Source organism: Sphingobacterium sp. WOUb80, assembly GCF_050058145.1.
Taxonomy (GTDB): domain Bacteria; phylum Bacteroidota; class Bacteroidia; order Sphingobacteriales; family Sphingobacteriaceae; genus Sphingobacterium.
Genome location: NZ_CP165617.1, coordinates 509,953 through 535,783, shown reverse-complemented (window position 1 = coordinate 535,783; position 25,831 = coordinate 509,953). Strand labels below are relative to the sequence as shown.

The window sequence follows — 25,831 nt, the reverse complement described above, 5'->3', positions numbered from 1 at the left end:
TATTCGGTTATTGAATCATTTGAAATATTCCATTATTGTTCTTTTTTAGTTGTATCAATGCTTCTTTATACGGCTCCGTTAGGTACCTTGGGGTTAAAGCCGGAGCTCTCAATACCCCTTTTAACATCAGTTCTTCGACAATCGGAATATAATCCTCCCGAATTTTCCCCATTGTCAGCAGCGATAGATCTCGCCCGCTTTTAATATAATTAGTCAATTCGATTAAACCACTCAAGTATAACGCATCTTTGGTAAGCCCACCACTTCTGTATACACGCATCGTCATTTGGAAAGCTGTTTCGGGCAAAAATTGATACTTATCAAGCAAAACTGAAAACGTGTCAATAAATGAATTGCCTTGTTGCATATGATGGACGGCGATAACTCTTCCTGCCAGAATACGTAGTCTATTGTTTGTCAGTCCGCCGACCAGATATTCGGCAAGTACGGCGAGACCTTCCTGAAGTTTTTCATAACCGGGAACCCCTAATCTGAAAAGACTGAACGGCTGTTGTTTCCCGTTGTAGTAAGTGACGATATGTGTACCAACCTCATGCTGAATCAGTGCCTTTACCCTATTCCGCGGCAAACTATACTGCTTACTAATATTGAGCACGCCCTGATTTACCATCACCCCATAAATATCATCCCGAAGCCTCACGGTAGTCCCAAAATTTGGATCTTGGGTTTTCAAATAATCCAATTCTTCCTGAGCAAGTTTAGCAAACTCCTCCGCATAGACAATATCTTCCTCTTTCGTTCGCACTTCTCGATCGGTTGTGGTAATTGTCAGAATCGCCTGGGCTTTTTCCAACAATTTTTCATTGACTGTACCAAAAACTTGCATGCTTCCCAATAGGAAACCTTCTTTTCCCCTTTCACTCAGCATCGTCATCATCTGATCGAGTTCCTTTCGTTTGTCACGAAACAAATAAGCAATAGAGGGGTCAAATAAATCTTCGATATGCAAGTTATAGAGGTTTCTCTTGATAATATCCGGATCAATAGGCATAGGGCGATATCGAAAAATAGGTGTTTTGCGATAGTTACCTTTTTTAAATTGAAGCCATGCGTCATAGGAATTTGTCGGAGTAATCAATAAGAGGAAATCAAACCTTTGGCTTTCCCGGGCCAATTTTTGATCAATCTCCCAAGCCAGAGGAAGCATCTTTTTAGGCTGACTTATTTTAAATGCAGTAGGTTTAGATAAGGTATGTATGCGAATGAATTCAAAGAATGTTTTAGATAGGCTCCTTGATATGGCCTCACGGAAATGACGAAGATCTATCGGTAAGATTTGCTGATCTACACCTAGTAAATACTTCGGCTTTATTTCCAGCCCCATGTAAAATATGTTGGTATTCAGATTATCTAACTGTACACTTGATGGCGATAAACTTTGGGTAGCATTTGTTTTCGAATCTGTCAAAATCTCTACTTTGGCAATTGATTCTTCGGTGCTCAATTGCTTACCGAGATATTGCGCAATTGCCTGTACATTTTTTCGCGCAATATGAATTTGAATATCCTCTTCCTGTGTTGCATCTGCAGCCCAAGCTTCAATAATCAGGCAGGCGCCAAACTCTTCGACAAGTTGATTGAGAATTGGAGCGATCCATTCCGAAACATTCATCTGCGGATCTCTCACCCTAAAATAAGCCGGTTCTGATTTGACCAGCTCCGAAAGCATAGGATCCTGACTAAAAAACTGTCTATACAAAAAGAGGTAAGGCACAACCTGATTAAAAACCAACTTATTTTTTGGAGGGATCTGCACATGGAAAACCTCTTTATTTTTGATCTTCTTTAGAATGCCAGCGAGCTGTTTAGCATTATCTTTCATAGGCAAAATAGTTTTCTACAGTCTCTATACTGTGCAAAAGAAGTTGCTTATATTCCTGAAGTTTTTGTGGATATACTTCCCCAGTCCATTCGTCCATAAAATCCTTTCGGAACTCTATAGAAAAAACACAGCCCTTATCGCCGAATTTATCGTTCAGATATGCCGAAAGAAACCCACCCTTAAATTTCACATTCTCGCGAACATCATAAGTTTGCCCATCCTTTCCAGACTGAAGAGCCCTTATGAACTGATCCGTCAGCTCACGCCATCTACCATGATTATGAGATGTACCTATGTTAATTTGCGGATTGGCCATTTTATCCAACTTTTTTTCTGGCCCATCGCGCCGCATATTGTAACTATGAATATCGTACACAAGGAAATAACCATAACGATCAATAGTACGCTCAATCTCTCGATTGATTTCATCATACACACGATCATAAGTCGCATATAACTGACTTTTTAAATCATCGGGCAAATCAGATTGCCATACATGCATTCCCCATGACTGTTCGGGCCTCAAATAAACCGCATCTTCTTGCTTTCTGTTCAGATCCAACTGAAACCTGGAAGTTCCTGAAACGAATCGATTAAACGGAAGTTCTGCCAAAATGGCTGTGTAAGGATCTTCCTCGCGTAGTCGTTCTTCTTCCGAAATATTGAAAAAGGGGATTAAACGCTCATCAACGTGATGACCATCATGAATGGCAAAAGCCCAAAAGGGTCCATCATAGCGTTCCAATTGATAGAGATATGTTAACGACATGTACTTTTTTTTAAACAGTGTATGACCCATTGCCAGATAAGCATTGATCTTTCGCTTAAATAAACGCATGTCGCTCACAAAAGGTTTGAAATTTAACTAGATTTCCGCCGAAAATAGAACACCCTATTATTCCATTCAGAACAAGCGTTAAAAATCGTTAAACAAACAGGGGCATTAGGCACATTGGCATCTTTCTTGAATATTGTCTAGTAGTTTCATAAATTTAGGTTAATAATTTAGTTAGTTTATAAAAAACCTGTTAGTCCCCGCTAACAGGTTTTTTATTTTTCTAGAAAGAAAACAAAATAAATATTAGAATATTTTACTGAGAATCAATACTAAACAATTAAAAAATGTTAAAAAGTAAAAAAAGTGATATCCACTGAAACATTTCTCAAACTTACTACGTTATATAGGTACTTTTCATAAATTTAGGTTAATAATTGGTTAGGAAAACTCCTGTTGCTCCCCGCTTCAGGAGTTTCTGTTTATCAATACATTAAAACTATAACAAAGAAAAATATTTCACCAAAAACACCTCGAATAAACCATCAATAGGTCAGCATATGGATTTCAAAAAAACACGTTTTTATTCATTCAGTTCGTATAAAGAAACTCTAATACGTACAGAAATTTTAATAACAAAAAAATGACAATATGTTCACGCAAAGAAAATAAGTTTTGGCATAGGTATTGCACTGTTTTGAGTATTCATAAATTTAGGTTAATAATTGGTTAGTTAGAAACACTTGAAGTTCCCCGCTTCAAGTGTTTTTTTTAATAGCTATACCCTATATAAAATAGAAAACCATCTGTTTATATTCAGTTGACCGTTTCCACCAATTGCTTCAGAGCAATTTCATAGGCTCTTGATGAAATATGTGTTTTTTGCGAAGAAACTGCCTTGATTTTTTTTAGTGCTTCAAAAATCACTTTAGAAACATCCGAAAAAATAGCATCATCACTAATTTCGATATTGCGCTGCATTAAATAGGCAAATACTCTCGCCATGCCACAATTTGCGATAAAGTCTGGTATAACCGCAACATGCTGATCGGCAAATTCCATGACAGGCCCATAAAATATTTCCTGATCTGCAAATGGGACATTTGCACCGGAAGCAATCACCTCAAGTCCATGACTGATCAGATGTTGGATCTGGTCTTTTGAAACTAATCGGGATGCCGCTGCTGGCACAAAGATGTCGGTTTTCAAGTTCCATATTTCTTTCTGAATCTGATCAAAAGGAATCAGATTCGGTGAGCAGAGTTCATTGCCTTTTCGCTCCAGAAACAAACGGGTAATATCTTCCTCTCCAAATCCTTCCGGATTGATCAATCCGCCAGCACGATCGATTATTCCGACAACTTTAACTCCTAGTTTCGACAAATAAAATGCTGCTGCGGCAGCTACATTTCCCCAGCCCTGAATCACAGCACGTTTTCCAGCACAATGCGATCCAAAGAGTTCGTAGTAATGACGAATTGACTCTGACACGCCATAACCGGTAATCATATCTGCCACTTTGTACTTACGCTTCAGATCAGGACTGTAGGAGCTATCCTCCAATACTTTGGAAACTCCATAACGCAATTGCCCAATTTGATGAATACGATTGCTTTCATTCACCTTAAAGTGCCCATTCAAAATTCCTTCTTGGGGATGCCACAGTCCATATTCTTCCGTCAATGGAATAACATCATGAATTTCGTCTATATTCAGGTCCCCACCCGTCCCATAATAGTTTTTCAATAGCGGTGTAACAACCTTAAACCAACGTTCTAAAACTTCTTTTTTCCTGGGGTCATGTGGATCGAAATCAATTCCAGATTTTGCTCCCCCTATTGCAGGCCCAGATACCGTAAATTTGACCTCCATTGTTTTTGCCAAAGATTCTACCTCATGCCTATCCAATCCAGCCCGCATCCGTGTTCCCCCCCCGGCAGCACCTCCACGCAAAGAATTGATCACAATCCATCCCCTTGCATCCGTCTCGCTATCTTTCCATTCGAAAACAATTTCTGGGCTTTTATGCTCAAACGCCCGTAATAATTCTTTCATCCCTTCCATACTTCTATAAATTTCCTCGACGTTCCTGTTCACGTTCTATGGCTTCAAAAAGGGCCTTAAAATTTCCTGCTCCAAAGCTTTGTGCTCCTTTGCGCTGGATGATCTCATAAAATAAAGTTGGTCTGTCCTCTACAGGCTTTGTGAAAATCTGCAGCAAATACCCCTCTTCGTCACGGTCTACCAGAATTCCAAGTTCTTGAATGATCCGTATTTCTTCATCAATTTTCCCAACTCTTTCAGGCAACATATCATAATATGCTTCGGGCGGGGCACCCAAAAACTCTACTCCTCTTGCTTTAAGTGCTTTCACGGTAGCAACAATATCTTTCGTTGCCAACGCCGCATGCTGTACGCCTTCTCCCTCATAAAACTCAAGGTATTCTTCAATCTGTGACTTCTTTTTTCCTTCGGCAGGCTCATTGATTGGGAACTTAACGTAGCCATTTCCATTACTCATCACCTTACTCATTAACGCCGAATACTCGGTATTGATCTGCTTGTCATCGAAAGACAGGATGTTGACGAAGCCCATGACGTCCTGGTACCATTTCACTGTTTCGTTCATCTTATTCCAGCCAACATTACCAACACAATGGTCGACATAAAGCAAACCTGTCTCGCTTGGATTGTAATCACTTTCCCATTTTTCATATCCCGGCATAAATGTACCGGAATAATTCCGCCGCTCGACAAATAGATGGACCGTTTCGCCGTAGGTATAGATACCGGCAGTCCAGACTTCCCCGTTTTCATCCTTCAGAAGCTGTGGTTCCTGATAGACCTTCGCTCCTCTTTTTGTTGTTTCCTCAAAAGATTTTCGGGCATCATCTACCCAGAGCGCTAATATTTTAACGCCATCACCATGTTTCTTAACATGTTCTGCGACGGGATGGTCAGATTTCAGCGCCGTGGTAAGCACCAAACGTATTTTATTCTGTTTTAGCACATAGGATACCCGATCCCGAACTCCTGTTTCAGGTCCGGCATAAGCATCCGACTGGAAGCCAAAAGCTGTCTTGTAGTAATGCGCAGCTTGCTTGGCATTACCAACATAAAATTCAATATAATCTGTCCCATTGATAGGTAGAAAATCTTGCGCTTGGGCAATCTTTTCTGCAAATGTATTTGCCATAATTTATATAAAGGTTACTCTTCTTTTTTTATCTAACTCATCCAAGACTTATAATAATCTGGATCTTCTATACTGAGCGCTTCTTCTGTCAACATCAATGGTCGAAAAGGATCGATCATCACAGCCAGCTCTTCAGTTTTAACCTGTCCGATACTTTTTTCCACTGTCCCTGGATGAGGTCCATGAGGTATACCGCCGGGATGTAAGGTAATCTGTCCTTTTTCAACCGATTTTCTGCTCATAAAATCGCCATCGACGTAGTACAGTACTTCATCCGAATCTACATTGCTATGATTATACGGTGCAGGAATCGAATGGGGATGATAATCATACATCCGTGGACAAAAGCTGCACAGTACAAAATTGTCTGTTTCAAAGGTCTGGTGGACAGGTGGTGGCTGATGTAATTTACCCGTTATCGGCATAAAATCATGAATCGAAAAGGCCCAAGGAAAATGATAGCCGTCCCAGCCAACAAAATCAAATGGATGACTTCCATAGACATATGGATACATCATCCCTTGTTTCTTGATTTTCACTTCGAAATCACCCAACTCATCAAAGGTTTCCAAATTTTGAGGTACCCGAATATCGCGTTCAAAAAAGGGTGCATGTTCCATCAATTGACCAAATTCATTGCGATACCGTTTTGGCGTGCGCACAGGAGAAAACGATTCAACGATAAACAATCGATTATCTTCCTGCTCAAATTCCATTTGATAAATCGTTCCCCGGGGAATAACTAAATAATCACCATATTTAAATGGGATATTTCCATATCCAGTTTTTAATCTTCCGCTCCCTTGATGAATAAAGACAATCTCATCTGCCTGGCTATTTTTATAGAAATAATCATCCATGGACCGGCGAGGAGCTGCCAAGGATATGTGCAGGTCTTGATTAACCAGGACGGGCGTTCGGCTTTCGAGATAATCATCTTTTGCCTGTACCTGAAATCCTTTTAAGCTAGTATGCTTAAGATGTTTATCCCGGGCAATCTTGGGCGATACATCGTAAGGTTCCCTAATTTGCTTGACTAACGTAGGCGGGTGGCAATGATACACCAAAGAATAAAGACTGGAAAAACCATGGGTGGATACGAGTTCCTCAGCATAAAGCGTATTATCGGGCTTTCTAAAAACAGTATGTCGCTGCATTGGAATTTGCCCTTGTTTAACATAAAATGGCATAATTCTACGATTTAAACGGTTATAAAATTAAATGAATATCCAAGTACCAAAAGAATTATTGGCAAGTGTATGAGAGAAGATTAGTATTGTGCAAAAACGATATCAGCTATAATTGCTCTATTAAAAGCAATATAGGGCATGGAAAACGCAAAGCGATGTACGCCACGATTGATCATTTTTTATAGTTTATAATGCTTTAATAAAGGTAAGAATATTTTTCTATTTTCAAGAGAAGAAATATTTTTTTCAAATCTTATACAATATATTTGTGTTAAATGCTATCAACATTGAATAACCAAATAGAACACACTATATATGAGAATTGTCACCAGCATTAAGGAAGGTCAGGAAGAATTGGGGATTGTCATAAACGACCGATTTTATCGTTGCTCAGCAATCGATCAAACCCTCCCCAAAAATATGTCTGATTTCTTAAAAGGTGGAGAAAAGGCCATGAGTAAGCTCCAGGAATTTGAGCGTTCTTTGGTCCAGGGAATGATCGAAAGACCATATCATCCGTTACAGGACACACCGCTTATCGCTCCTGTACCTCATCCAGCCTCTTTCCGTGATGCCTACGCATTTCGTCAGCATGTGGCAACATCAAGAAGAAACCGTGGACTTGAAATGATCCCCGAATTTGACAAATTTCCTGTTTTTTATTTTTCAAATCATCAGGCAATACAAGGTCCGGGGCCTATTCACTGTATGCCCTTACATTTAGATCAACTTGATTTCGAACTAGAAATTGCAATAGTCATCAACAAACCAGGAATCAATATTCCCGCCGCTCAGGCGGATGAGTATATTGCGGGCTATATGATCATGAATGATTTTAGTGCCAGAAAACTTCAAATGGAAGAAATGAAATTGAGTTTGGGCCCTGCAAAGGGCAAAGATTTTGCGACAGCAATTGGACCTTACTTGGTGACTAAGGATGAATTGGAGCCTTATAAAATTCAACCTGCTGCAGGGCATATTGGCAACTGCTATAATCTCGATATGACTTGTAAAGTAAACGGCAGACAAGTTTCAGCAGGCAATTTTGCGAGCATGCATTGGACTTTTGCAGAGATTATTGAGCGGATTTCTTATGGTGTACAGATCTTCCCGGGTGATGTGATCGGTTCGGGCACTGTTGGGACAGGCTGCTTTCTCGAACTTAATGGCACTGCACGCATCGAGAATCCTAACCACAAAGATCAATGGCTCAACCTTGGCGATGAGATTGAGCTGGAGATCACCGCGCTCGGAAAACTTTCCAATTCTATTGTATTATACCATTCATAAATCTACCGAATATGACCTCATCTTTCGAAACGATCACCTTTGAATCTGTTACAGACAAAGCTATCATCGATAATTTAATTAAATATGCTATTGCACCGCGTCCAATTTGCTTTGCAAGCACGATAGATCGCAATGGAAAAATCAACTTAAGTCCTTTCAGCTATTTCAACCTGATGTCCCATCAGCCGCCTATCTGTGTTTTCTCGCCACTGCGGCGGATGCGTGATGGCAGTACCAAACATACGCTGGATAATATACAGGAAGTTAAGGAAGTCGTCATCAATATTGTCAACTACGATATGGTGCAGCAGCAATCTCTTGCCAGCACCGAATATGGGAAGGAAATAAATGAATTCGATAAGTCGGGTTTTACTGCTATCCCTTCTATTCAGGTTGCGCCACCACGGGTAGCCGAATCTCCAGTTCAGCTGGAATGTCGGGTTAGAGAAATTATCGCTTTAAGCGATGAACCAGGGGCTGGTAATCTCGTTATTGCCGAGATCCTCTATATGCATATCCACAAACACTTATTGGGCAAAGACAATACCATTCAACAAAAAGATTTGGACCTTGTGGCAAGACTCGGAGGTGACTGGTACTGCCGCGTCACCGATGAAAACCTATTTATTGTACCGAAGCCCCTCCGTAGCCTGGGAATTGGCATAGATCAACTTCCAGAAAAAATTAGATTTTCGAATGTATTGACCGGAAATCACCTGGGATTGTTGGCCAATGTCGAAGCACTCCCCACATTAAAAGATACACAGCAAGAGGATAAGTACTTAAACTACCTAAAACTAAACTTCGAAGACAACCCCTCGAAATTCAGCCAGAAAGTTCATGAATATGCTGCACAGCTATTGGATGCAGGCCAGATTGATAAAGCCTGGCAAATTTTATTAAAGGGATAATACAAGTAAGCTCCAGAAAATAGGACGTTCAAACTTTTGGATAGTCCTATTTTCTGGAGCCTACTATACTCCTCCAAAGAGTCTAAAAGCAACCTTTTGGAAGAAATATTTTTCAATAATTATTTAAAGCTTCCTCCTTTGCCACACGCAGTCCATCACCAATTAGTTTTTTCAAATGTGGATATAGCGTAACAAATTCCAATAACTTATTTTCAGTCAGATTAGTTAACTCCTCTGCATCATTAGCCTGGGCAATTTCAAATAACTCGACCAAACCTAGCCAATGATCCGCATTTTCCGAACCCAACAGATTGAAGATATTGAGCCAGGCTTTTTGATCAAATCCTTTGTCCCGCAAGTTCCGTATCACAGCATGAAGATTCACTAGCTTTACATCTTCGGTTTCGTTAGACATGGAAGAAGACGAAGCCTGATCCAGATGTTCCTCCAGAGCTTCATAGGCATCTTTATCGGCCGCGCCCGCAAAAACAGATACAATTTCAGCCCCTACTGCCATATCATATGTCCCCCACTCGGGTTTAAAATACATTTCTTTCTTATCGTTACGGTATACTTCACATGTCGTAAATGAAATCAAAACAATCTTGCCAAATTGACGGACAATTCGTTGAACAGTTCCTGCAACAGTAATCCCTGAAGCAAAGTTTAACAAACACCGCTGGCCTTCAACTATACCATATTGAATCAATGCTGCGTCATCAAAATCTTCTAGATCATGATCTGCACCTCTCAAATTTCCCACTGGAGAACCAAAGCCTTCGCTATGATAATCAACACCGTGGCCTTCGAGCTGTTTGCCCGCGAATGCCAAAGCTGTAGGTCCCTGTGTTTGGATATACGAAAGATTTTTATCTGCGTTGGCTAATTTAAAAACTCCCGATACTTGCAGACCAGAACTATATTGCACTGTGCACACAGCACGACAGTCAATAGCTTTATCAACGCTCTGTTTGCCTCCTACTCGAAAGGCCATGGTATCAGCAAATTTATCCAACACACTCTTTAGATGTTCAAAATCTGGTGTAACAAATAGCTGTGGCTGTGGTTTGGTAATATCATAGGCATATTCGATCGCATTTAAACCATAGGGTAACTTAGGCACATCTTCTTGCATGCAGCTCGCGCTTTCTCCAATGGAAGACAGTAAACCAGCACCGTAAATTTTGGGTGAATGAAGATCACCAATAAGTCCGTATTCTACTGTCCACCAATGCAACCTACTCAACAATGCCATCTCCGAGGGCTCCCCCATATTATCCTGAACGGCCTGCAAATTCTTTTCTGCAGCCGCCAACTCATCCACAGTTGTTGTTGCATGTTCTTTCAAAATAGATAGGCGACGAATAGCTTCGTAAAGTTCAAAATCTTTGCCCGAAGAAAGTGCTTTTGTACCCACCTCTCCAAAATATTGCAAGTATGTCGCGTAATCTGGCTCACCTATTATGGGGGCATGTCCCGAAGATTCGTGAATAATATCCGGCGCTGGTGTATATTCGATATGTTCCAATTGACGTATGTCTGCGGCAATAACCAGTACGCGATGCGCCTGAAATTCCATAAAAGCAGCTGGCGGAATAAATCCATCCACTGTCACAGCTCCCCAGCCAATTAACTTTAGACTATCGTTCATGTCCTGCAGGTTTGGGATGGTCGCAATTGATAATCCTGCTTTCTTCAATCCCGGGATATAGGGGTAATACGCTACATCTTTCAAAAAAGAATAATTCTGACGCATGACATAACGCCACAAAGCCTGATCCAGCGCGGTATAACGTTCATATCGCTGAGCTACTACATAGCGTTTCAAATGTTTGGGCAATCGCTCCAAAACAATGTTATTGTATGTTTCCATCTATAATTGGTATGAAAATAAAGTGTGAGACTTCTATATGAAGGTAGAAATTATTTATGGTTTAAGAAAGAACCATCATGTTAATTTATCGCTTTTCGCAAAATATTACAAAAGTATACTTTCACAAACCTTACTAAACAACTTTAAAATAAGTTCTTTTACCTAATTTAATTTTAATTCCTGGATTTAAATCAACCGACAGCTCCGGGTTTAGCTGTTTTACGGAGTCAATCTGAACTGCACCACCAATAATCAATCTTCTCATTGCTGACTTTGTCGATCCTTTCAGGAAATGACACAGATCGACCAGTTTAGTCTTTTCACCAAACTGTTCACGCAATGCTTGACTCGATACCTCTACAAAAGCTTTTTCTTCCAATTTCTTACTTTGAAATTGCTTGACAAAAAAATCAACTGCATGAGCAGCAAACTCAACTCCATGGTATTGGGCTACAAGATTATGTGCTATAAGTTTCTTAATTTCCATTGGATTTTCGCCCATTTCAATACGGGCCTTCATTCCAAGTTTGGTTTCCTGATTGAAATCTGTTGTCAAGTCGATATATTCTGGAATTAAATGATCTGGAATTGACATGGTTTTACCAAACATTTCATTCGGCTCATCCAAAAGACCGATCGTATTATTTAATGATTTGCTCATTTTTTCTTTTCCGTCCAGCCCGCGCAACAAGGGCATACACAGTACTATTTGTGGCTCCTGCCCAAAAGATTCCTGCAGCTGTCTGCCCATGGTGCAATTGAACATTTGATCCGTTCCGCCCATTTCAATATCGCTTTTGATATGTACAGAGTCAAAGCCCTGCAATATCGGGTAAAGCAACTCATGCATGGCTATCGGCTGATTCTCGTTAAAACGCTTATTAAAATCATGACGCTGCATCAGCTGAGCGACCGTGACTTTTGATACCAGCTGAATGACTTCTGTAAAATTTAGCTGATCTAGCCAGTCTCCATTAAAAACAACTTTTGCTTTTGAAACATCAATAATTTTAGACAGTTGCACAATGTAGGTTGCCGCATTGAGGGCGATCTCATCCGGGCATAAAGGTTTACGTGCTTTATTTTTTCCCGTAGGATCTCCGATCCGAGCTGTAAAACTGCCCACTAGGATCACGATTTCGTGCCCCAGCTGCTGAAACTGCCGCAGTTTCTTCAACACCACTGCGTGCCCTAAATGAAGATCCGGCGCTGTGGGATCAAAACCAAGTTTTATAATCAATGGACGGTTCTTTTCCTCAGCCTCCTTCAACTTCGATGCAAGTCCTTCTTTCGGTAAAATAATTTCGATGTTTTCTTCTAACTCTTTTAACATGATGTTATATAAAATAAAAAAAGCCCGAACGTTATGTTCGGGCTTAGCTATAAATAATAATTGAATTTCTTAATTTAATAGGCATAGGGGTCCCGAACGATTATCGGGCGATAATAATTAAAGAAAAATGGAAGACGTAATATGTTGTTCATTTTCTTCATTGCTTGACAAAGGTAGCGCTATATTTTTAAAATGCAAAAATATTGCGATCTCCGATTCGATTTACGTTTTTCAATTAGCCACCGGTATTTTTATCCATCAATTTTCCCGAGGCATTATAGACATACTTCTCCGTATTCCCTTTATCTTTTTTCTCCACGACCTTCTGCACGAGCAATGAATTCTTAAAATACTCATGGTAAAAGCAGTTATCAAGGTTATATTTCCGCTCGACAAGATTATTATTCTGATATAAATCAGTATAATCAACCTTAGCTTTCCGATAGGTATGTTTTAGTAATTGGCCATGAGCATCAAATGACTTTGATTCCTGTATCTGCCCACCACAATTCAATTTGGCACTGTACATTAATGTATTGTCTAAGCGATAGTCAGCTCGGGTATGGTCAAAATCATTTTCCACCGTATAGTAATTATCAAAAAAGACTTTTGTTATTTTTTTTCCATTATTTGCAGCTCGGTAGAATACCGTTTTTTCCTGACTGATTTTCCCGTTCTTAAAATTACGCTGCACACTTGAACTATCCGTTATTGTATACTGAAAGTCTGGCAATGCGGCAGATTTCACAGTCATTTGCTGCAATACACCATGCCTTACCACAACAACACCCTGCTTCCCCTCTTTTTCAATCTTAAAATCCCCCTCTACTATACCTTCCTGATTGATAGAAATAAACGCATTGGAAAGGCCCATAAATTGATTCTTCTGCAAAATATATTTACCCGGTTTCAATTTCGCTTCTTTACCTTTTTCAAGTATCCGGATCGTATCCTTTGGATATTCTGATAAATGAAGCTGGTAACTATCTTTATCTAATCGAACATACTCTTGCGCAACTCCCAACTGAACAGCTAAACACAGATATAATAATGTAATAAAACGTAATTTTGACATAATGTAATAAAATTGTTGCAATAATAGTAACACAATTATTACACCAAAAATTAAAATAGGACTGCTTTTCAAAATACTTTTCCAATAAAAATGTATTTACAGTATGCGATAACACATCCATTAAAAGCTTATGCAGATAATAAAAAAGGAGAATTATCTATCGATAATTCTCCTTTTTTTGTCTAGCAATGTTCGCACCGAAGGCGCGCACAACATCCAGCAACTAAACGGACTCTAAATACTGTGCATAACAATAGCCCTCTTCATTATCTTTGGTTCTGACCAACCACCACTGATCATTAGCCTTACTAATCAAAGTGATGATTTCTCCTTTAGCAGCTTTGCCGACAATAGGCTGATCTGTACCAGGCCCCTTTCTAATATTCAAGTTGCTATTTTCTGTAATGACCTTCACCTGACTTCCCGGCACTTCTGTAGCCACATCTACATTGAGTACCACATCTCCAGTTTGAAAATTAGGATCTATATTACCGTAGATTTCCCACAGCTTATTTTTTACATCTGCAGTAGGTGCTGTACCTCGAATCTGCAATACACCATCCATTTCGGCATAATTCAGGTCATTTACACCTGAAGATTGAGCCGTATCCAAAAGAACCTTATATTTTTCTTGCAATGACATAGTTTCGTTATTTTATTTTTTGACAACAATACCACTTAGATCCACTTTTTTAGGATTCAAGTTATCCAGTCCCTGTTTTAAGGTTATTATCTTTGGTTGCTCCAAGGTACCTGTAACAGAGATTACACCATCCTTTACGCTTGCCTGCACTGTAGGAAAATCCTTCACAAACGTGTTCACAGCCGCGCCAAGTACAGCGTCATTATTGGATACCTCAATTGGAGCTGGTGTCGATGACACGGGAGCGCTAACGATAATATTGTTCTGAATAGACTTGATGTCTTTATCACCTGCTGTTTTAGCAATCGACTCCACTTGCTGTTTTTCTTCCTCCGAAGCAACACTACCACTTAAGATAACTTTTCCTTTTTCAACGTCGACGTCCACCGTTTTACGACCGGTAAGTGCATTTTCGATCTTTTCTTCCAACTTCTCATCAGATAAACCTGATTTGCAGGCCGTGAAGGAAAGTACAACTGTAGTTGCCAATAGACAAAATGTTAACTTGCTAAATTTCATAAGACCAATTTTAATTTATAATTCCAACAATAATCCTAACAAATTCCCTAAGCAATTGTTTGTCCAATTATTTTTAAACTTAAATTCCCTTGCCGGATCGTAATTATATAATTAAATTTAAGAGCAGAGGTATTCATGACCGTTTCATTCGGATCATTTTCTCCTCTATAGTTAGAAAAACGCTTTAAAAGAACAGATACGCACTTTGATGATTCAATCGAACAGCTATTAATTATGGGATTTTTGAATAATATTTTTGGTAAAAAAGAAAATAAAAAGGACGGTGTGCAAGATTTCTGGGACTGGTTTATAAAAAACGAACAGACCTTTTTTCAAATCGTCAAGAGTGGAGAACAAATTGATCAGAATTTTTTCAGCAAACTTTCACCTAAGATCGATGCACTTCGCAAGGAGCTGTATTTCTTAACCGGCATGTATAATGATGAAACAGCAGAACTTGTGATCACCCCTGATGGCGTCATCAAAAATATTGCTTTCGTAGAACATCTGATTGCTTCTGCTCCATCGCTACCCCACTGGAAATTTACAGCACTAAAGCCCGCTATTGCGGATATGGAAAAATTCAAAATCACGATGTATGGATTCTCCTTTGACATCAAGGATATGTTTTTTTATCCCATTCAGCATAAATACCAACCGGATGAAGTCGATATCGTTATTGTCCACCCCGATTATACGGAAGAGAACAAGGCTAATATTGCCCATGGGATAGAAATATTCCTCGACAATTACATTGGTGAACTGAACTCAATCATTGCCATCGACAATCTGAATGTAACCTCAACAGATCTCGCGACTGAAGAGTTGATTCCGCTGGTCAAATTAAAAGATTATTTGATCTGGCGGGAAAAGGAATTTGTGGAAAAATATACTGATCTAAGGCACAATACAACAGATGATACCTATACTGCCTTTGAAGGTATATTAGAAAACGACCTACCTATCTTGGCTATTATTAATACAACGCTATTAGACTGGGATGGAAAAGCCTCTCACCCTTGGATCGTTACCCTAAAAATCAACTATGATGGAACAGCAACCAATGGGATGCCAGATCAGGAAACTTACGATTTAATGGATAAGTTTGAAGAAGAATTAATGAACAACCTTCCAGATGATATTGGCTTTCTTAATATTGGCCGAGAAACTGCTGATAGTCTAAGGGAAATTTATCTAGCTTGCAAAGAATTTCGAAAAATCTCCATGACCATCGATCAGTTAATCGAACAGTACAAGGAAAAACTCCAAATTGATTATAGCATCTACAAAGATAAATACTGGAAATCTTTCGAACGATTTTATACACAAATAGAGTAAGGCTGCCAGACAAAAAAAATGTCTGCTTAATAAAAAAAGAATTTCGTAAAATCTGTTTGATCTATGAATAAAATCATTCTTTTGATCATTATCCTAGGAGTAGGTCTCATCGCTTTCAAAACCAACCAAAAAAACGCACTTTTGGCCGTTGCTGATACAAAGGAAAACGAGCTGTCAGACGCTGCCCGCTACGCCATGGCTATGAAAGAAGTAAAAAAACATCTAAAAACCAACAGCAGCTATAATCCTGATGTTTCCTTTCTTCTGGATATGAAAAGACCCTCGGGGAGGAATCGCTTCTTTGTCGTAGACCTAAAAAGGGACCAGATTATCGATCAGGGCCTGGTGGCCCATGGATCTGGCTCCGAAACAGGCAAAAAAAACCGTTTAAAATTCAGCAATATAGATAATTCCCATGCGACATCACTAGGCAGTTATACCATCGGCAGTTCATACAAGGGTAAATTTGGAAAAGCCTATAAGCTATATGGTTTGGATAGTTCCAATAGTAACGCATACGCTAGAAATATCGTTTTACACAAATACGACAGCATGCCATACGATGAGCAGGTCGACCCAATATGCCTTAGTGAAGGCTGTCCCATGGTGAATGTCGAATTCTATAAAAGACTACAGACACTGATTGACTCGTCAAAGAAACAGATCATCTTACATATCTATTACTAATTAACTCCTCTTCTTTGATCAAATCCAACAAAACCTGATAAGGGCTTCCAGAAACAACAAGGGCCTTTAACCAAGCAACAAATCCCTTAACAAATAAATCCTTATTTTCTTTTTGATTCACCATAGCGTCAACAGATGCACGAAAGGATTTTCCTTGAATGACGGTAGGATTTAAAAGATATTTTTCCACCAATTTAGCAAAATCAATTACTCTATTTTCATTGACACTCATTAAGTACTTTTTATACCTGCGAACAAAGCTCTTTAGTTTCGAAGTAGCCAAATCGATGTGATCGAATTGGATGTGGATCAGAATTTCGAGCAGACTCTTCCGAATGGTCCATAACATCCCCATTTTCTTCTCATACCAGGCGTCTGTTCGAGTCAATTTTTGAAGCTCAACTAAAGCAGTTTTATCGCGGAATTGGGTTAAAAACATGACCAAACATAGTTGCAGATCCGAGAGGTCAAGCTCACTTGACTTTGGTACCGCTTGTTTGATCCCTTCCTTTAATAGGGCAAGACCTTGTGCCCCTTCGCCAAGGTAATGAAAATTCAATGCCTTCAACAATTGGCATCGCAGCTGAAACTGCACTCGAAAAACGGAACTTCCTTGCGATAAAACCACATCCATACGTTCTAAATATCTCAAGCTTTCTTGAAAAAAACCATTCCGCAAATTGAAGTTAGCCAGGTAATACAAAATATGGAGATAGTAAAATAAATAACGGGGAGCTTGCTCATGATGGTTGAACAGGAAATTGGCTGCTGTTTTTAAAAAAGAACGAACCAATGCATAGTTTTGATGTATTGCTGCGTATTCATTTGCAATATACAAAAGTTGATAAAGTGACTTAAATGACAAAAGGTCATCCAAGGAAATACTGTATTTGCCCAACGTATCCAAAATCAACTTATTGAGATCAACTATTTTTGCCTTCAAATGAATATCCTGTAATTCCCTGCGCAACAAAGCATAAGCAATCTGAAATTTCGCTTCTTGTTGTAGTTTTCGTTGATTTTCGGCAAAACGATCAACAAGCAATTCCAAATTGACACTTGGATCTAAATAAGCATATTGTAATCTAGTTTGTAAAATCTCGTTCAATAAACTAAACTGTTCAAGAAGAAGCGTTTTATCTTCAGCGCGCTGAAGGCATTTAAACCCAATCTTAATGAATTGACTTTCCAGTAGAAAACGGCCAACAACAAGCAGTCTCAATGCTTCATGCGCTTCGCTGTTGTCCCGCTCAAAAACCTTATTTGAAAGAAAAAACACCAGATTCTCATGAAGCCTCTTTCTCAAGGCATGGTAAGCATTGCAATTTTTAGTAGGATTATATAATTTTTTTAATCTATTTATATCGTCAGTTTCTATAATTTCTAACAACCTGATATTTTTCACATCATTTCGTTTGTTTTTACGTTTCAGAAAGGTCTTAAAATCCTTTCTATCGTCACTATTAAGCAATAATAGTAAGTCTGATATTGCATCTGTCATAGCTCAAATTTAGAATTAAATAAATATATAAAACAAAATAATATCGTCAGTATTCTTTTAAAATTAAGTTTAAAAACAATTGGATCCTATAGATATTTGAATCACAAAACAACAACAAATTAAAACTAAAACAAGAAAATTATGGAACCGCTAAAAAACATGATTGAAGAAAAAAAAGCTGAAAGAGATTCAAACAAAAGAAATCCATTTAAACCAACAGGCGCATTTATTGGTGCTTCATGGACCGCATTATTGGTTGGAACCGTTGGTTATTGCATAGGCTTATGGAATGCAACAATGGCATTGAACGAAAAAGGGTATTATTTTACAATTTTGCTGTTTGCCCTGTTTGCTGTTATCTCCGTTCAAAAAAGCGTCAGAGATAAAGCCGAAGGGCTCGCTGTTACCGAATTGTATTATGGTCTAAGCTGGTTTGCAACAATTGCCGCCGTTGTTCTATTAACTGTAGGCCTATGGAATGCAGAACTACTCTTAAGTGAAAAAGGATTCTATGCAATGTCCTTCTCATTGAGTATATTCTCTGCAATCGCAGTACAAAAGAATACACGCGATGCAAAACTTATCGATGATAATGAAATAAAACTTTAGCGGGTGCCTATCCTGCGGCCTCTGCAATGCAAGCCGCAGGATCTTTCAATCCCCTTTTGGACGAAAAAAAAGGAAGAGCTTGTTATTTTGGCTTTTCCTTTTTAGGTTGATGGTTTTAGGCTGATGGTCTGGGCCGAACAATCGGAAGGTAAACAAAAAATGTACTTCCACTTCCAAAAACACTTTGCACATCAATTTCTCCCCCCATGCTCTCGATAAACTCCTTGCTTATGCTCAAGCCTAAACCTGTCCCTTCTTTTGTACTCCCTGGAACACGGAAATAGCGATCAAAAATTTTTGTTAAATATTGCATTTGAATTCCTCGGCCATGATCTTCAACAAGCAAAAGTACCCTTGCTGCCATTTTTTTGACAGCAATACGGATCACTCCCTCTTCATCAGAATATCGAATTGCATTGGACAATAAATTCGTCAACACCCATGCGGCCTTTTCGGTATCGATAAAGACCATCGGCAAATCCTTTTCCAATTCTACTTCTATCCGAATTTGTTTTTGCTCTACCATCGACCGATTGGCCAAAAGTGCATAATCTACAATCGGTTCGATAGGCGCAGGATTCAGCTTCATCTGAATTGTACCGCTCTCCACTTGTGCAATATCCAAAAGTTCTCCCGTAATCTTAAGGAGCCGCTCTGTATCATCAGCCATCCCTCCGATCAGATCTTTTTGTTCTTCATTCAAATCTCCGATCCGCTTATTTTCTAGTAATTGGATCCCCATACGTATGGAAGCAATAGGTGTCTTCAGTTCATGAGATACCGTCCCAATAAAATTTGTTTTCGCAACATCGCGCTCCTTGAAACTCGTTACATTCTTCAGCAAAATAAATTGTCCGATAAATTGAGAACTCTCCTCTCCTGTCGGAACAATATTGATATCAATGACCTCTAACTCAAAATAGTTTTCTTTCCCATAGGCAAATACCTGAACCAAGCCTAGATGACCAGATTCCTGAGATATAGCGGTAATTTTGTTGAGAAGGTTTCTAATCAAATCATTAAAAGCTGCAATTTCCTCTAAATTCTTCCCCTCAAATTCAGCAAGTTTTAACCCCGAAATTAAACAAGCGGGTTCATTCGCAAAAAGCACTCTTTTTTCCTCATCCACCCCTATAACAGCATCATGCATATTATCGATAAGTGCTTCAATTCTCTTTTTATGCTGTAAAATCTTACCTAATTTACTTTCTGTATATTCCTCGAGCTTTTGAGCCATTGTGTTGAACGACTTTGCCACCGCTCCAAATTCATCCTTTCGCTTAAAATGAAGTCTCATTTTATAGTTCCCAGCAGCAATCTGTTTAATACTATCGGTTAATTGTACAATTGGACCAGCAATAGCTAGGGGGAGATTAACCAACAATACGAACGCAATCATAAAACAGATCGCACCTACAATGGATATGGCCAAAATAGCTTTTTCCGATGTTGTATTGGCGATATTGTTTTTGTATTCAATCGCCTGCATATTAAGATACATCAGTTGGAATATATCTTTACGTAAATCAGCTACTACTGCTGCATTTTTCGTCTCTCTTTTTAAACTCAAGAAATGACGATTTACACGTTCAGTTACAGCCCGTTCTCCGCGCTCGGTCACATTGCGCTTCTGGAGCATTAAGTTGTATTCAAATAGCTGAACACTTTTCCCGTTCGTACGAAAATCTTCCAAAGCCAACAGCATATTTCGGGAGTAATGCAACGTGTTATAGTTATCGACTAAAATATTGTTTGTATCTTTTTTTAGCCGATAAACGTAATATCCACTCACTATCGCTAGCAGCAAGATCATGAAAAATAAAAAACCTACCCCAAATGTCAGCTTAGCTTTAAGTTTCATTGGATTTTATATTCTTCAATTTTTCAATATAAGGTAGCTATACCGATTTCTAACAATCGAGCAGCCTCAGCTTTATTTCCGTTCGTATGTTTCAATACACGCTGTATATGCTGCCTTTCTATGTTGGCCATCGAAAAGTTTGATAAGTCTCCCTTCCCTTCTCTATAATCACGTTCTCCGAAAGGAAGACTCTGAACATCCAGCACACCCCCCTCACTTAAAATTACACTGCGTTCAATCACATTTTTCAGTTCACGAATATTTCCCCGCCATACATTGTGTTCCAATGCCTGCACAAATGCAGGGCTCATCTGCAAAGGTTTCAAATTGGATTTTACAGCGAAAATATCGGCGTAATATTGTGCCAGCGGCACAATATCTTGTATCCGCTCACGAAGCGGCGGTAGTTCTATCGTAAAAACAGATAATCTGTAAAAAAGATCACTCCTAAAATGATCAGAAGCAATTTCAGTTTCGAGATTTCTGTTGGTAGCAGCTATGATACGTACATCCACTTTCGTTGGCTTGGAATCCCCTACTTTCAAAAACTCTCCCGTTTCCAAAACACGGAGAATTTTAGCTTGCAGCTCCAAAGCCATCTCCCCGATCTCATCCAGAAATATAGTACCTAAATGTGCTTCTTCAAACAAGCCGCGCTGATCTTTCGTCGCTCCGGTAAAAGCGCCAGATTTATGACCAAACAACTCATTTTCCAGCAGATCTTTTGTAAATGCAGCACAATTAATGGCTACGAAATTACGGTCTCTTCTGGAACTAGCCTGATGGATCGCCTGTGCAAAAACCTCTTTACCGGTACCAGTTTCTCCAGTGAGTAGAACCGTTGTATTGGTAACAGCAACTTTTTGTGCCATTCCAATGGCCGCTTGAATCGCATTAGATTTTCCAATAATTTTATCGAAAGAAAGTCTATCCCCTAATTGCTTTTCTAACTGCTGTACCCTTCGAGCCAATGCAACCTTTTCACAAGCTTTATAAAGCAATGGTATAATGCGATTGTTGTCATCCCCTTTCGTAATGTATTCAAAAGCACCATTTTTTATTGCCTTTACCCCATCAGGAATATTCCCGTAAGCCGTCAATAAGATAATCTCCACAATGGGATACCGCTCCTTAATCAATTTAGCAGTTTCAACCCCATTACCGTCAGGCAGCTTAACATCACAAAGAACAACATCTACATCATTGACTTCAAGTTTTTTTAACCCTGATTTAATATCCCCTGCCTCAATCACATCAAAACCTTCCAAACTAATGATTTTGGACAGCAATTTCCGAAGTTTCTCTTCGTCGTCTATAAGGAGAACTCTATTCACAATATTCGTTTTTTCAAAATTACAATTTGTCTGAAGCAAATAGTAGAAAAATAAACAATTTGACTATTCCTCAAAAATTTTCTTGACATCAAAATAAAAAACCTATATTTGTAAACCACAACAGAATTAAAACTGCATGTAAGATTAAAATTCTTTAGAACGAAATAAATACCATCCATTGGCAGCATTTGTCAACATGGTCTTTTTCCAACATTTAAAGAATTTCAACATGCTTTCATTACAACAACTTTCTTATATACATCCGAATAAAGATTTATTGTTTGAGAATATAAATCTTCATATAAACGCGCAAGAGAAAATTGCATTGATCGGCCATAATGGTGTTGGCAAATCAACTTTATTGCGATTAATCGCCCGGGAACTATCCCCGGCCACTGGCAGTATCCTTGTCAGTGCGAGTACGTACTATGTTCCACAAGTTGTCGGGCAATTTGAGGACAACACCGTTGCCGAAGCACTCGGAATCGACAAAAAATTAGATGCACTTTATGCCATATTAGCGGGTGATGCATCGGAAGAAAATTTCAACAACCTTCAAGATGACTGGAATTTGGAGGAACGATGTAAAGAAGCTTTCGAACAATGGAATCTACGGGACATCCCATTGGCACAAAAAATGTCTTCTCTTAGTGGTGGACAAAAAACGAAAATCTTATTGGCCGGAATCCAGATTCATCAATCCGAATTCATTCTTCTCGATGAACCCAGCAACCATTTGGATATGGACAGCAAAAAACTGTTACACAACTGGATCCAATCAACCAAAAACACACTGATCATTGTGAGCCATGACAGAACCCTTCTTAATCTATTGGACGATATGGCCGAAATGACCCAAAAGGGCATTAAGCGATACGGAGGTAATTACGCCTTTTACGAGGCTCAGAAAGAAGGCGAACGCCATGCTTTGCAACATGACATCCATCACAAAGAAAAAGCGATCAAAATTGCGAAGGAGAAAGAAAGAGAGACAATTGAACGTCAAAATAGATTAAATAACCGTGGTCAAAAAAAGCAGGAAAAAGCTGGTGTAGCGCGTATCATGATGAATACGCTGCGCAATAATGCCGAAAAGAGCACCGCCAAAATAAAGAGTGTACATCAGGACAAAATTGGAGATATCAGATCCGATCTCCAGGAACTCCGGGGCTCGCAATCGGCATTAGATGAAATTAAAATAGATCTAGGAAATAGCACTTTTCCGACAGGAAAAAGTATGGTCAAAGCCGAAAACATCAATTTCAACTATGGCTCGCAGCAGCTATGGAAAGAACATCTTGACTTTCAATTATTCAGTGGAGACCGCATCGCATTACAAGGTCAGAATGGGTCTGGTAAAACAACATTGGTCAAACTCTTACTTAACCAACTGACACCTAAGCAAGGGAAAATTGAGCGTCAATCCTTTGACGCGATCTATTTAGATCAGACATATTCCATTCTATCGCCTCATTTGAACATTTACGAACAAGCTCAGCAATTCAATACCGATGCGCTGCCTGAACATGAGATCAAAATCAGGCTCAATCGCTTCCTATTTGGAAAGGACGATTGGGATAAACCTTGTCTGCTACTGAGCGGCGGCGAAAAAATGCGCCTGATCCTATGTTGCCTCACTATTCAGCGACAGTCACCGGATTTGATTGTCCTGGATGAACCAACAAACAATCTAGATCTTCAAAATATCCGCATGTTGACCAGAGCCATTCAACTTTATAAGGGTACAATCCTCGTCATTTCCCATGATGAAGTTTTTCTGAAAGAAATTCATGTAAATAAAGTCATCACACTCTAAAGAACTTCACATACATATTCCTTCTATTTTTGCTGCTACAAAATAGAAGGAATATGTATGACTAACCGCTATACGTTTCAATAAAACACAGTATTTTTTGTAACAATCCCATATTCTTTATTTAAAATCTGCTAAATCGATAAATTAATTTAAAAAAAATGAATTTTTATCGATATATTCACGATGATTTTAAACATGAAACAATAACCATTAAATTAATTGAACCTTCTCATTTACATATTAAGCCTCATGGCGAATGTATCTCACAGGCCTCTCAATTAATTACTTCATTTCATTATGTCAGATTATCAAATTAAAGAAAATCCCGAATTATTTGATGCCATAGTCGTTGGTTCCGGCGCAGGTGGTGGTATGGCAGGTTATATACTTGCACATGCGGGGCTTAAAGTATTGATGCTGGAAGCAGGTCCTTTTTATGACCCAGCAAAAGATTCGTTACAACTGCGTTGGCCTTGGGAATCTCCAAGAAGGGGAGCAGGCACAACAAGACCATTTGGGGATTTCGACGCTGCCTTTGGTGGCTGGCAAATCGAAGGTGAACCCTACAGCAAAGTAGCAGGAACTGAATTTGAATGGTTTAGAGCCCGAATGCTTGGAGGAAGAACCAACCACTGGGGCCGAATTTCATTACGTATGGGACCTGACGATTTCAAACCAAAGGATGGAGTTACAGACGAATGGCCTATCACTTATGAAGAGGTCAAGCCATTTTACGATCGTGTTGACCGAATGATCGGTATATATGGAACTGCAGAAGGTATTCATAATGAACCAGACGGGATCTTCATGAAGCCACCTAAACCACGCCTGAACGAGTTATATATCGCCAAAGGAGCTAAAAAAGCGGGGGTTCCAGTGATCCCGGGAAGAGGGGCTGTACTGACTGAAGTATCAAAAGACATCAAGGATCGGGGCGCCTGTTTCTATTGTGGTCAATGTGGTCGTGCATGTAAAGTATATGGAGACTTTTCATCTTCTTCATGTCTCGTCATTCCAGCCATGAAAACAGGCAACTTAAAAGTGATAGACAATGCCATGGTGAGAGAGGTGATTACAAATGACGAAGGCCTTGCTGTTGGTGTTTCCTATGTAAACACCAAGGATCTGCAGGAATATACAGTAAAAGGGAAAACCGTTATTTTGGGTGCAAGTGCTTGTGAAAGTGCGCGTATCATGTTAAATTCCAAATCAAAATCCCATCCTGGTGGTGTTGGTAATAGCAGTGGTTTGGTTGGAAAATATCTTCACGATTCTACCGGAGCCAGTTTATCGGGCTTTTTACCGCAGCTACTTGACCGCAAACGGTACAACGAAGATGGTGTTGGAAGCGTGCATATTTATTCGCCATGGTGGGAAGATAATGCTAAATTGAATTTCCCTAGAGGTTACCACATCGAATACGGCGGTGGTTTACATATGCCTTCTTATGGTTTTTTGAACTGGGTACCTAACGTAAATGACCATGCAAAAAAATCGGATGGGAAGTCCAAAGCCAAAGGTGGTTATGGTACGGCATTAAAAGAAGATTTCCGCAGCTATTATGGCGCAAATGTAGGTATGGCCGGACGGGGAACGGCATTGGCCAGAAAAGATAATTATTGTGAAATCGACCCGGATAAAGTCGATAAGTTCGGAATTCCTGTGTTGCGCTTCAACTACAAATGGGCAAATGAAGAAATAGCACAGGCTAAACACATGCAGGAGACATTTCAGTCTATTATGCACGAAATGGGCGCTGTAATCACTTCAAAAATTCCAGGGGCGGATACCTTGTATGGCCTAGAAGCTCCCGGAAAAATTATTCACGAAGGTGGTACCACAAGAATGGGTAATGACCCTAAAACCTCCGTATTGAATAAATGGGGACAAGCGCACGATTGTAAAAATCTTTATGTCGTAGATGCGGGACCATTTGTGCAACAAGGTGACAAAAATCTTACCTGGACAATACTCGCTTTATCGATGCGAACAGCAGAATATATACTTCAAGAAAAGAAAAAATTAAACGGCTAAAGC

General features: G+C 39.3%; 20 protein-coding genes. 7 read left to right on the top strand and 13 right to left on the bottom strand.

Annotation, left to right across the window (positions count from 1 at the left end):
* Nucleotides 1-7 precede the first annotated feature (7 nt).
* The 5 genes from AB1Z56_RS02105 to AB1Z56_RS02085 all read right to left on the bottom strand — a co-directional run bounded on the left by AB1Z56_RS02105 (nt 8) and on the right by AB1Z56_RS02085 (nt 7,004).
* Nucleotides 8-1,843, bottom strand: a complete 1,836-nt coding sequence (locus tag AB1Z56_RS02105; protein ID WP_309362029.1) for a flavohemoglobin expression-modulating QEGLA motif protein — start codon at nt 1,841-1,843, stop codon at nt 8-10.
* Nucleotides 1,833-2,612, bottom strand: coding sequence for an N-formylglutamate amidohydrolase (locus tag AB1Z56_RS02100; RefSeq protein WP_309362031.1), 780 nt, complete (start codon nt 2,610-2,612; stop codon nt 1,833-1,835). Before AB1Z56_RS02100 ends, AB1Z56_RS02105 begins: the two co-directional genes overlap by 11 nt.
* 822 nt (nt 2,613-3,434) lie before the next feature.
* On the bottom strand, nt 3,435-4,673 hold the full coding sequence (locus AB1Z56_RS02095) for a Glu/Leu/Phe/Val dehydrogenase dimerization domain-containing protein (RefSeq protein WP_426790929.1): 1,239 nt from the start codon (nt 4,671-4,673) through the stop codon (nt 3,435-3,437).
* A gap of 13 nt (nt 4,674-4,686) precedes the next feature.
* The gene (gene hppD / locus AB1Z56_RS02090; RefSeq protein ID WP_313267854.1) at nt 4,687-5,814 is read right to left on the bottom strand and encodes a 4-hydroxyphenylpyruvate dioxygenase; all 1,128 of its coding nucleotides are present in this window, start codon (nt 5,812-5,814) and stop codon (nt 4,687-4,689) included.
* A 32-nt stretch (nt 5,815-5,846) separates the two neighbouring features.
* Nucleotides 5,847-7,004: a homogentisate 1,2-dioxygenase gene (locus AB1Z56_RS02085; RefSeq protein ID WP_309362036.1), complete on the bottom strand. Its 1,158-nt coding sequence runs from the start codon at nt 7,002-7,004 to the stop codon at nt 5,847-5,849.
* 315 nt (nt 7,005-7,319) lie between these two features.
* On the opposite strand from AB1Z56_RS02085, the gene AB1Z56_RS02080 reads away from it, so the two are divergent.
* The gene (locus AB1Z56_RS02080) at nt 7,320-8,294 is read left to right on the top strand and encodes a fumarylacetoacetate hydrolase family protein (RefSeq protein WP_313267858.1); all 975 of its coding nucleotides are present in this window, start codon (nt 7,320-7,322) and stop codon (nt 8,292-8,294) included.
* Between the two features lie 11 nt (nt 8,295-8,305).
* Nucleotides 8,306-9,205, top strand: coding sequence for a flavin reductase family protein (locus AB1Z56_RS02075; protein WP_313267860.1), 900 nt, complete (start codon nt 8,306-8,308; stop codon nt 9,203-9,205).
* Between the two features lie 112 nt (nt 9,206-9,317).
* On the opposite strand, the gene AB1Z56_RS02070 is transcribed toward AB1Z56_RS02075, so the two are convergent.
* The 5 genes from AB1Z56_RS02070 to AB1Z56_RS02050 all read right to left on the bottom strand — a co-directional run bounded on the left by AB1Z56_RS02070 (nt 9,318) and on the right by AB1Z56_RS02050 (nt 14,648).
* Complete coding sequence (locus AB1Z56_RS02070; protein ID WP_426790928.1) at nt 9,318-11,078, bottom strand: aromatic amino acid hydroxylase; 1,761 nt, start codon at nt 11,076-11,078, stop codon at nt 9,318-9,320.
* Nucleotides 11,079-11,211: 133 nt separating this feature from the next.
* Nucleotides 11,212-12,411 carry a tyrosine--tRNA ligase gene (tyrS, locus tag AB1Z56_RS02065; RefSeq protein ID WP_309362044.1) on the bottom strand — a complete coding sequence of 400 codons (1,200 nt, stop codon included), beginning with the start codon at nt 12,409-12,411 and terminating at the stop codon, nt 11,212-11,214.
* Between the two features lie 235 nt (nt 12,412-12,646).
* On the bottom strand, nt 12,647-13,486 hold the full coding sequence (locus AB1Z56_RS02060) for a hypothetical protein (RefSeq protein ID WP_309362046.1): 840 nt from the start codon (nt 13,484-13,486) through the stop codon (nt 12,647-12,649).
* A 223-nt stretch (nt 13,487-13,709) separates the two neighbouring features.
* Nucleotides 13,710-14,129 carry an SH3 domain-containing protein gene (locus AB1Z56_RS02055; RefSeq protein ID WP_046675658.1) on the bottom strand — a complete coding sequence of 140 codons (420 nt, stop codon included), beginning with the start codon at nt 14,127-14,129 and terminating at the stop codon, nt 13,710-13,712.
* A 12-nt stretch (nt 14,130-14,141) separates the two neighbouring features.
* Nucleotides 14,142-14,648, bottom strand: a complete 507-nt coding sequence (locus tag AB1Z56_RS02050; RefSeq protein ID WP_426790927.1) for a BON domain-containing protein — start codon at nt 14,646-14,648, stop codon at nt 14,142-14,144.
* A 234-nt stretch (nt 14,649-14,882) separates the two neighbouring features.
* Here AB1Z56_RS02050 and AB1Z56_RS02045 point away from each other — a divergent pair, with 234 nt between their 5' ends.
* Together AB1Z56_RS02045 and AB1Z56_RS02040 are read left to right on the top strand one after the other, a co-directional pair.
* Nucleotides 14,883-15,986, top strand: a complete 1,104-nt coding sequence (locus tag AB1Z56_RS02045; protein WP_313267899.1) for a DUF695 domain-containing protein — start codon at nt 14,883-14,885, stop codon at nt 15,984-15,986.
* 63 nt (nt 15,987-16,049) lie between these two features.
* Complete coding sequence (locus AB1Z56_RS02040; protein ID WP_426790926.1) at nt 16,050-16,673, top strand: murein L,D-transpeptidase catalytic domain-containing protein; 624 nt, start codon at nt 16,050-16,052, stop codon at nt 16,671-16,673.
* Here AB1Z56_RS02040 and AB1Z56_RS02035 read toward each other — a convergent pair.
* Nucleotides 16,651-18,174, bottom strand: coding sequence for a hypothetical protein (locus AB1Z56_RS02035; protein WP_426790925.1), 1,524 nt, complete (start codon nt 18,172-18,174; stop codon nt 16,651-16,653). The genes AB1Z56_RS02040 and AB1Z56_RS02035 overlap by 23 nt on opposite strands.
* Nucleotides 18,175-18,315: 141 nt before the next feature.
* Between AB1Z56_RS02035 and yiaA the strand changes: the two genes are divergently transcribed.
* Nucleotides 18,316-18,783, top strand: a complete 468-nt coding sequence (gene yiaA, locus AB1Z56_RS02030; RefSeq protein ID WP_293904052.1) for an inner membrane protein YiaA — start codon at nt 18,316-18,318, stop codon at nt 18,781-18,783.
* Nucleotides 18,784-18,898: 115 nt separating this feature from the next.
* On the opposite strand, the gene AB1Z56_RS02025 is transcribed toward yiaA, so the two are convergent.
* Nucleotides 18,899-20,644 (bottom strand): HAMP domain-containing sensor histidine kinase, encoded by a 1,746-nt coding sequence (locus tag AB1Z56_RS02025; protein ID WP_313267909.1) that lies wholly within the window; start codon nt 20,642-20,644, stop codon nt 18,899-18,901.
* A 23-nt stretch (nt 20,645-20,667) separates the two neighbouring features.
* The gene (locus AB1Z56_RS02020) at nt 20,668-21,978 is read right to left on the bottom strand and encodes a sigma-54-dependent transcriptional regulator (protein ID WP_426790924.1); all 1,311 of its coding nucleotides are present in this window, start codon (nt 21,976-21,978) and stop codon (nt 20,668-20,670) included.
* A 229-nt stretch (nt 21,979-22,207) separates the two neighbouring features.
* Here AB1Z56_RS02020 and AB1Z56_RS02015 point away from each other — a divergent pair, with 229 nt between their 5' ends.
* Together AB1Z56_RS02015 and AB1Z56_RS02010 are read left to right on the top strand one after the other, a co-directional pair.
* Nucleotides 22,208-23,794 carry an ABC-F family ATP-binding cassette domain-containing protein gene (locus AB1Z56_RS02015; protein WP_426790923.1) on the top strand — a complete coding sequence of 529 codons (1,587 nt, stop codon included), beginning with the start codon at nt 22,208-22,210 and terminating at the stop codon, nt 23,792-23,794.
* A gap of 297 nt (nt 23,795-24,091) precedes the next feature.
* Nucleotides 24,092-25,828 carry a GMC family oxidoreductase gene (locus AB1Z56_RS02010; protein ID WP_309362064.1) on the top strand — a complete coding sequence of 579 codons (1,737 nt, stop codon included), beginning with the start codon at nt 24,092-24,094 and terminating at the stop codon, nt 25,826-25,828.
* Nucleotides 25,829-25,831: the final 3 nt, after the last annotated feature.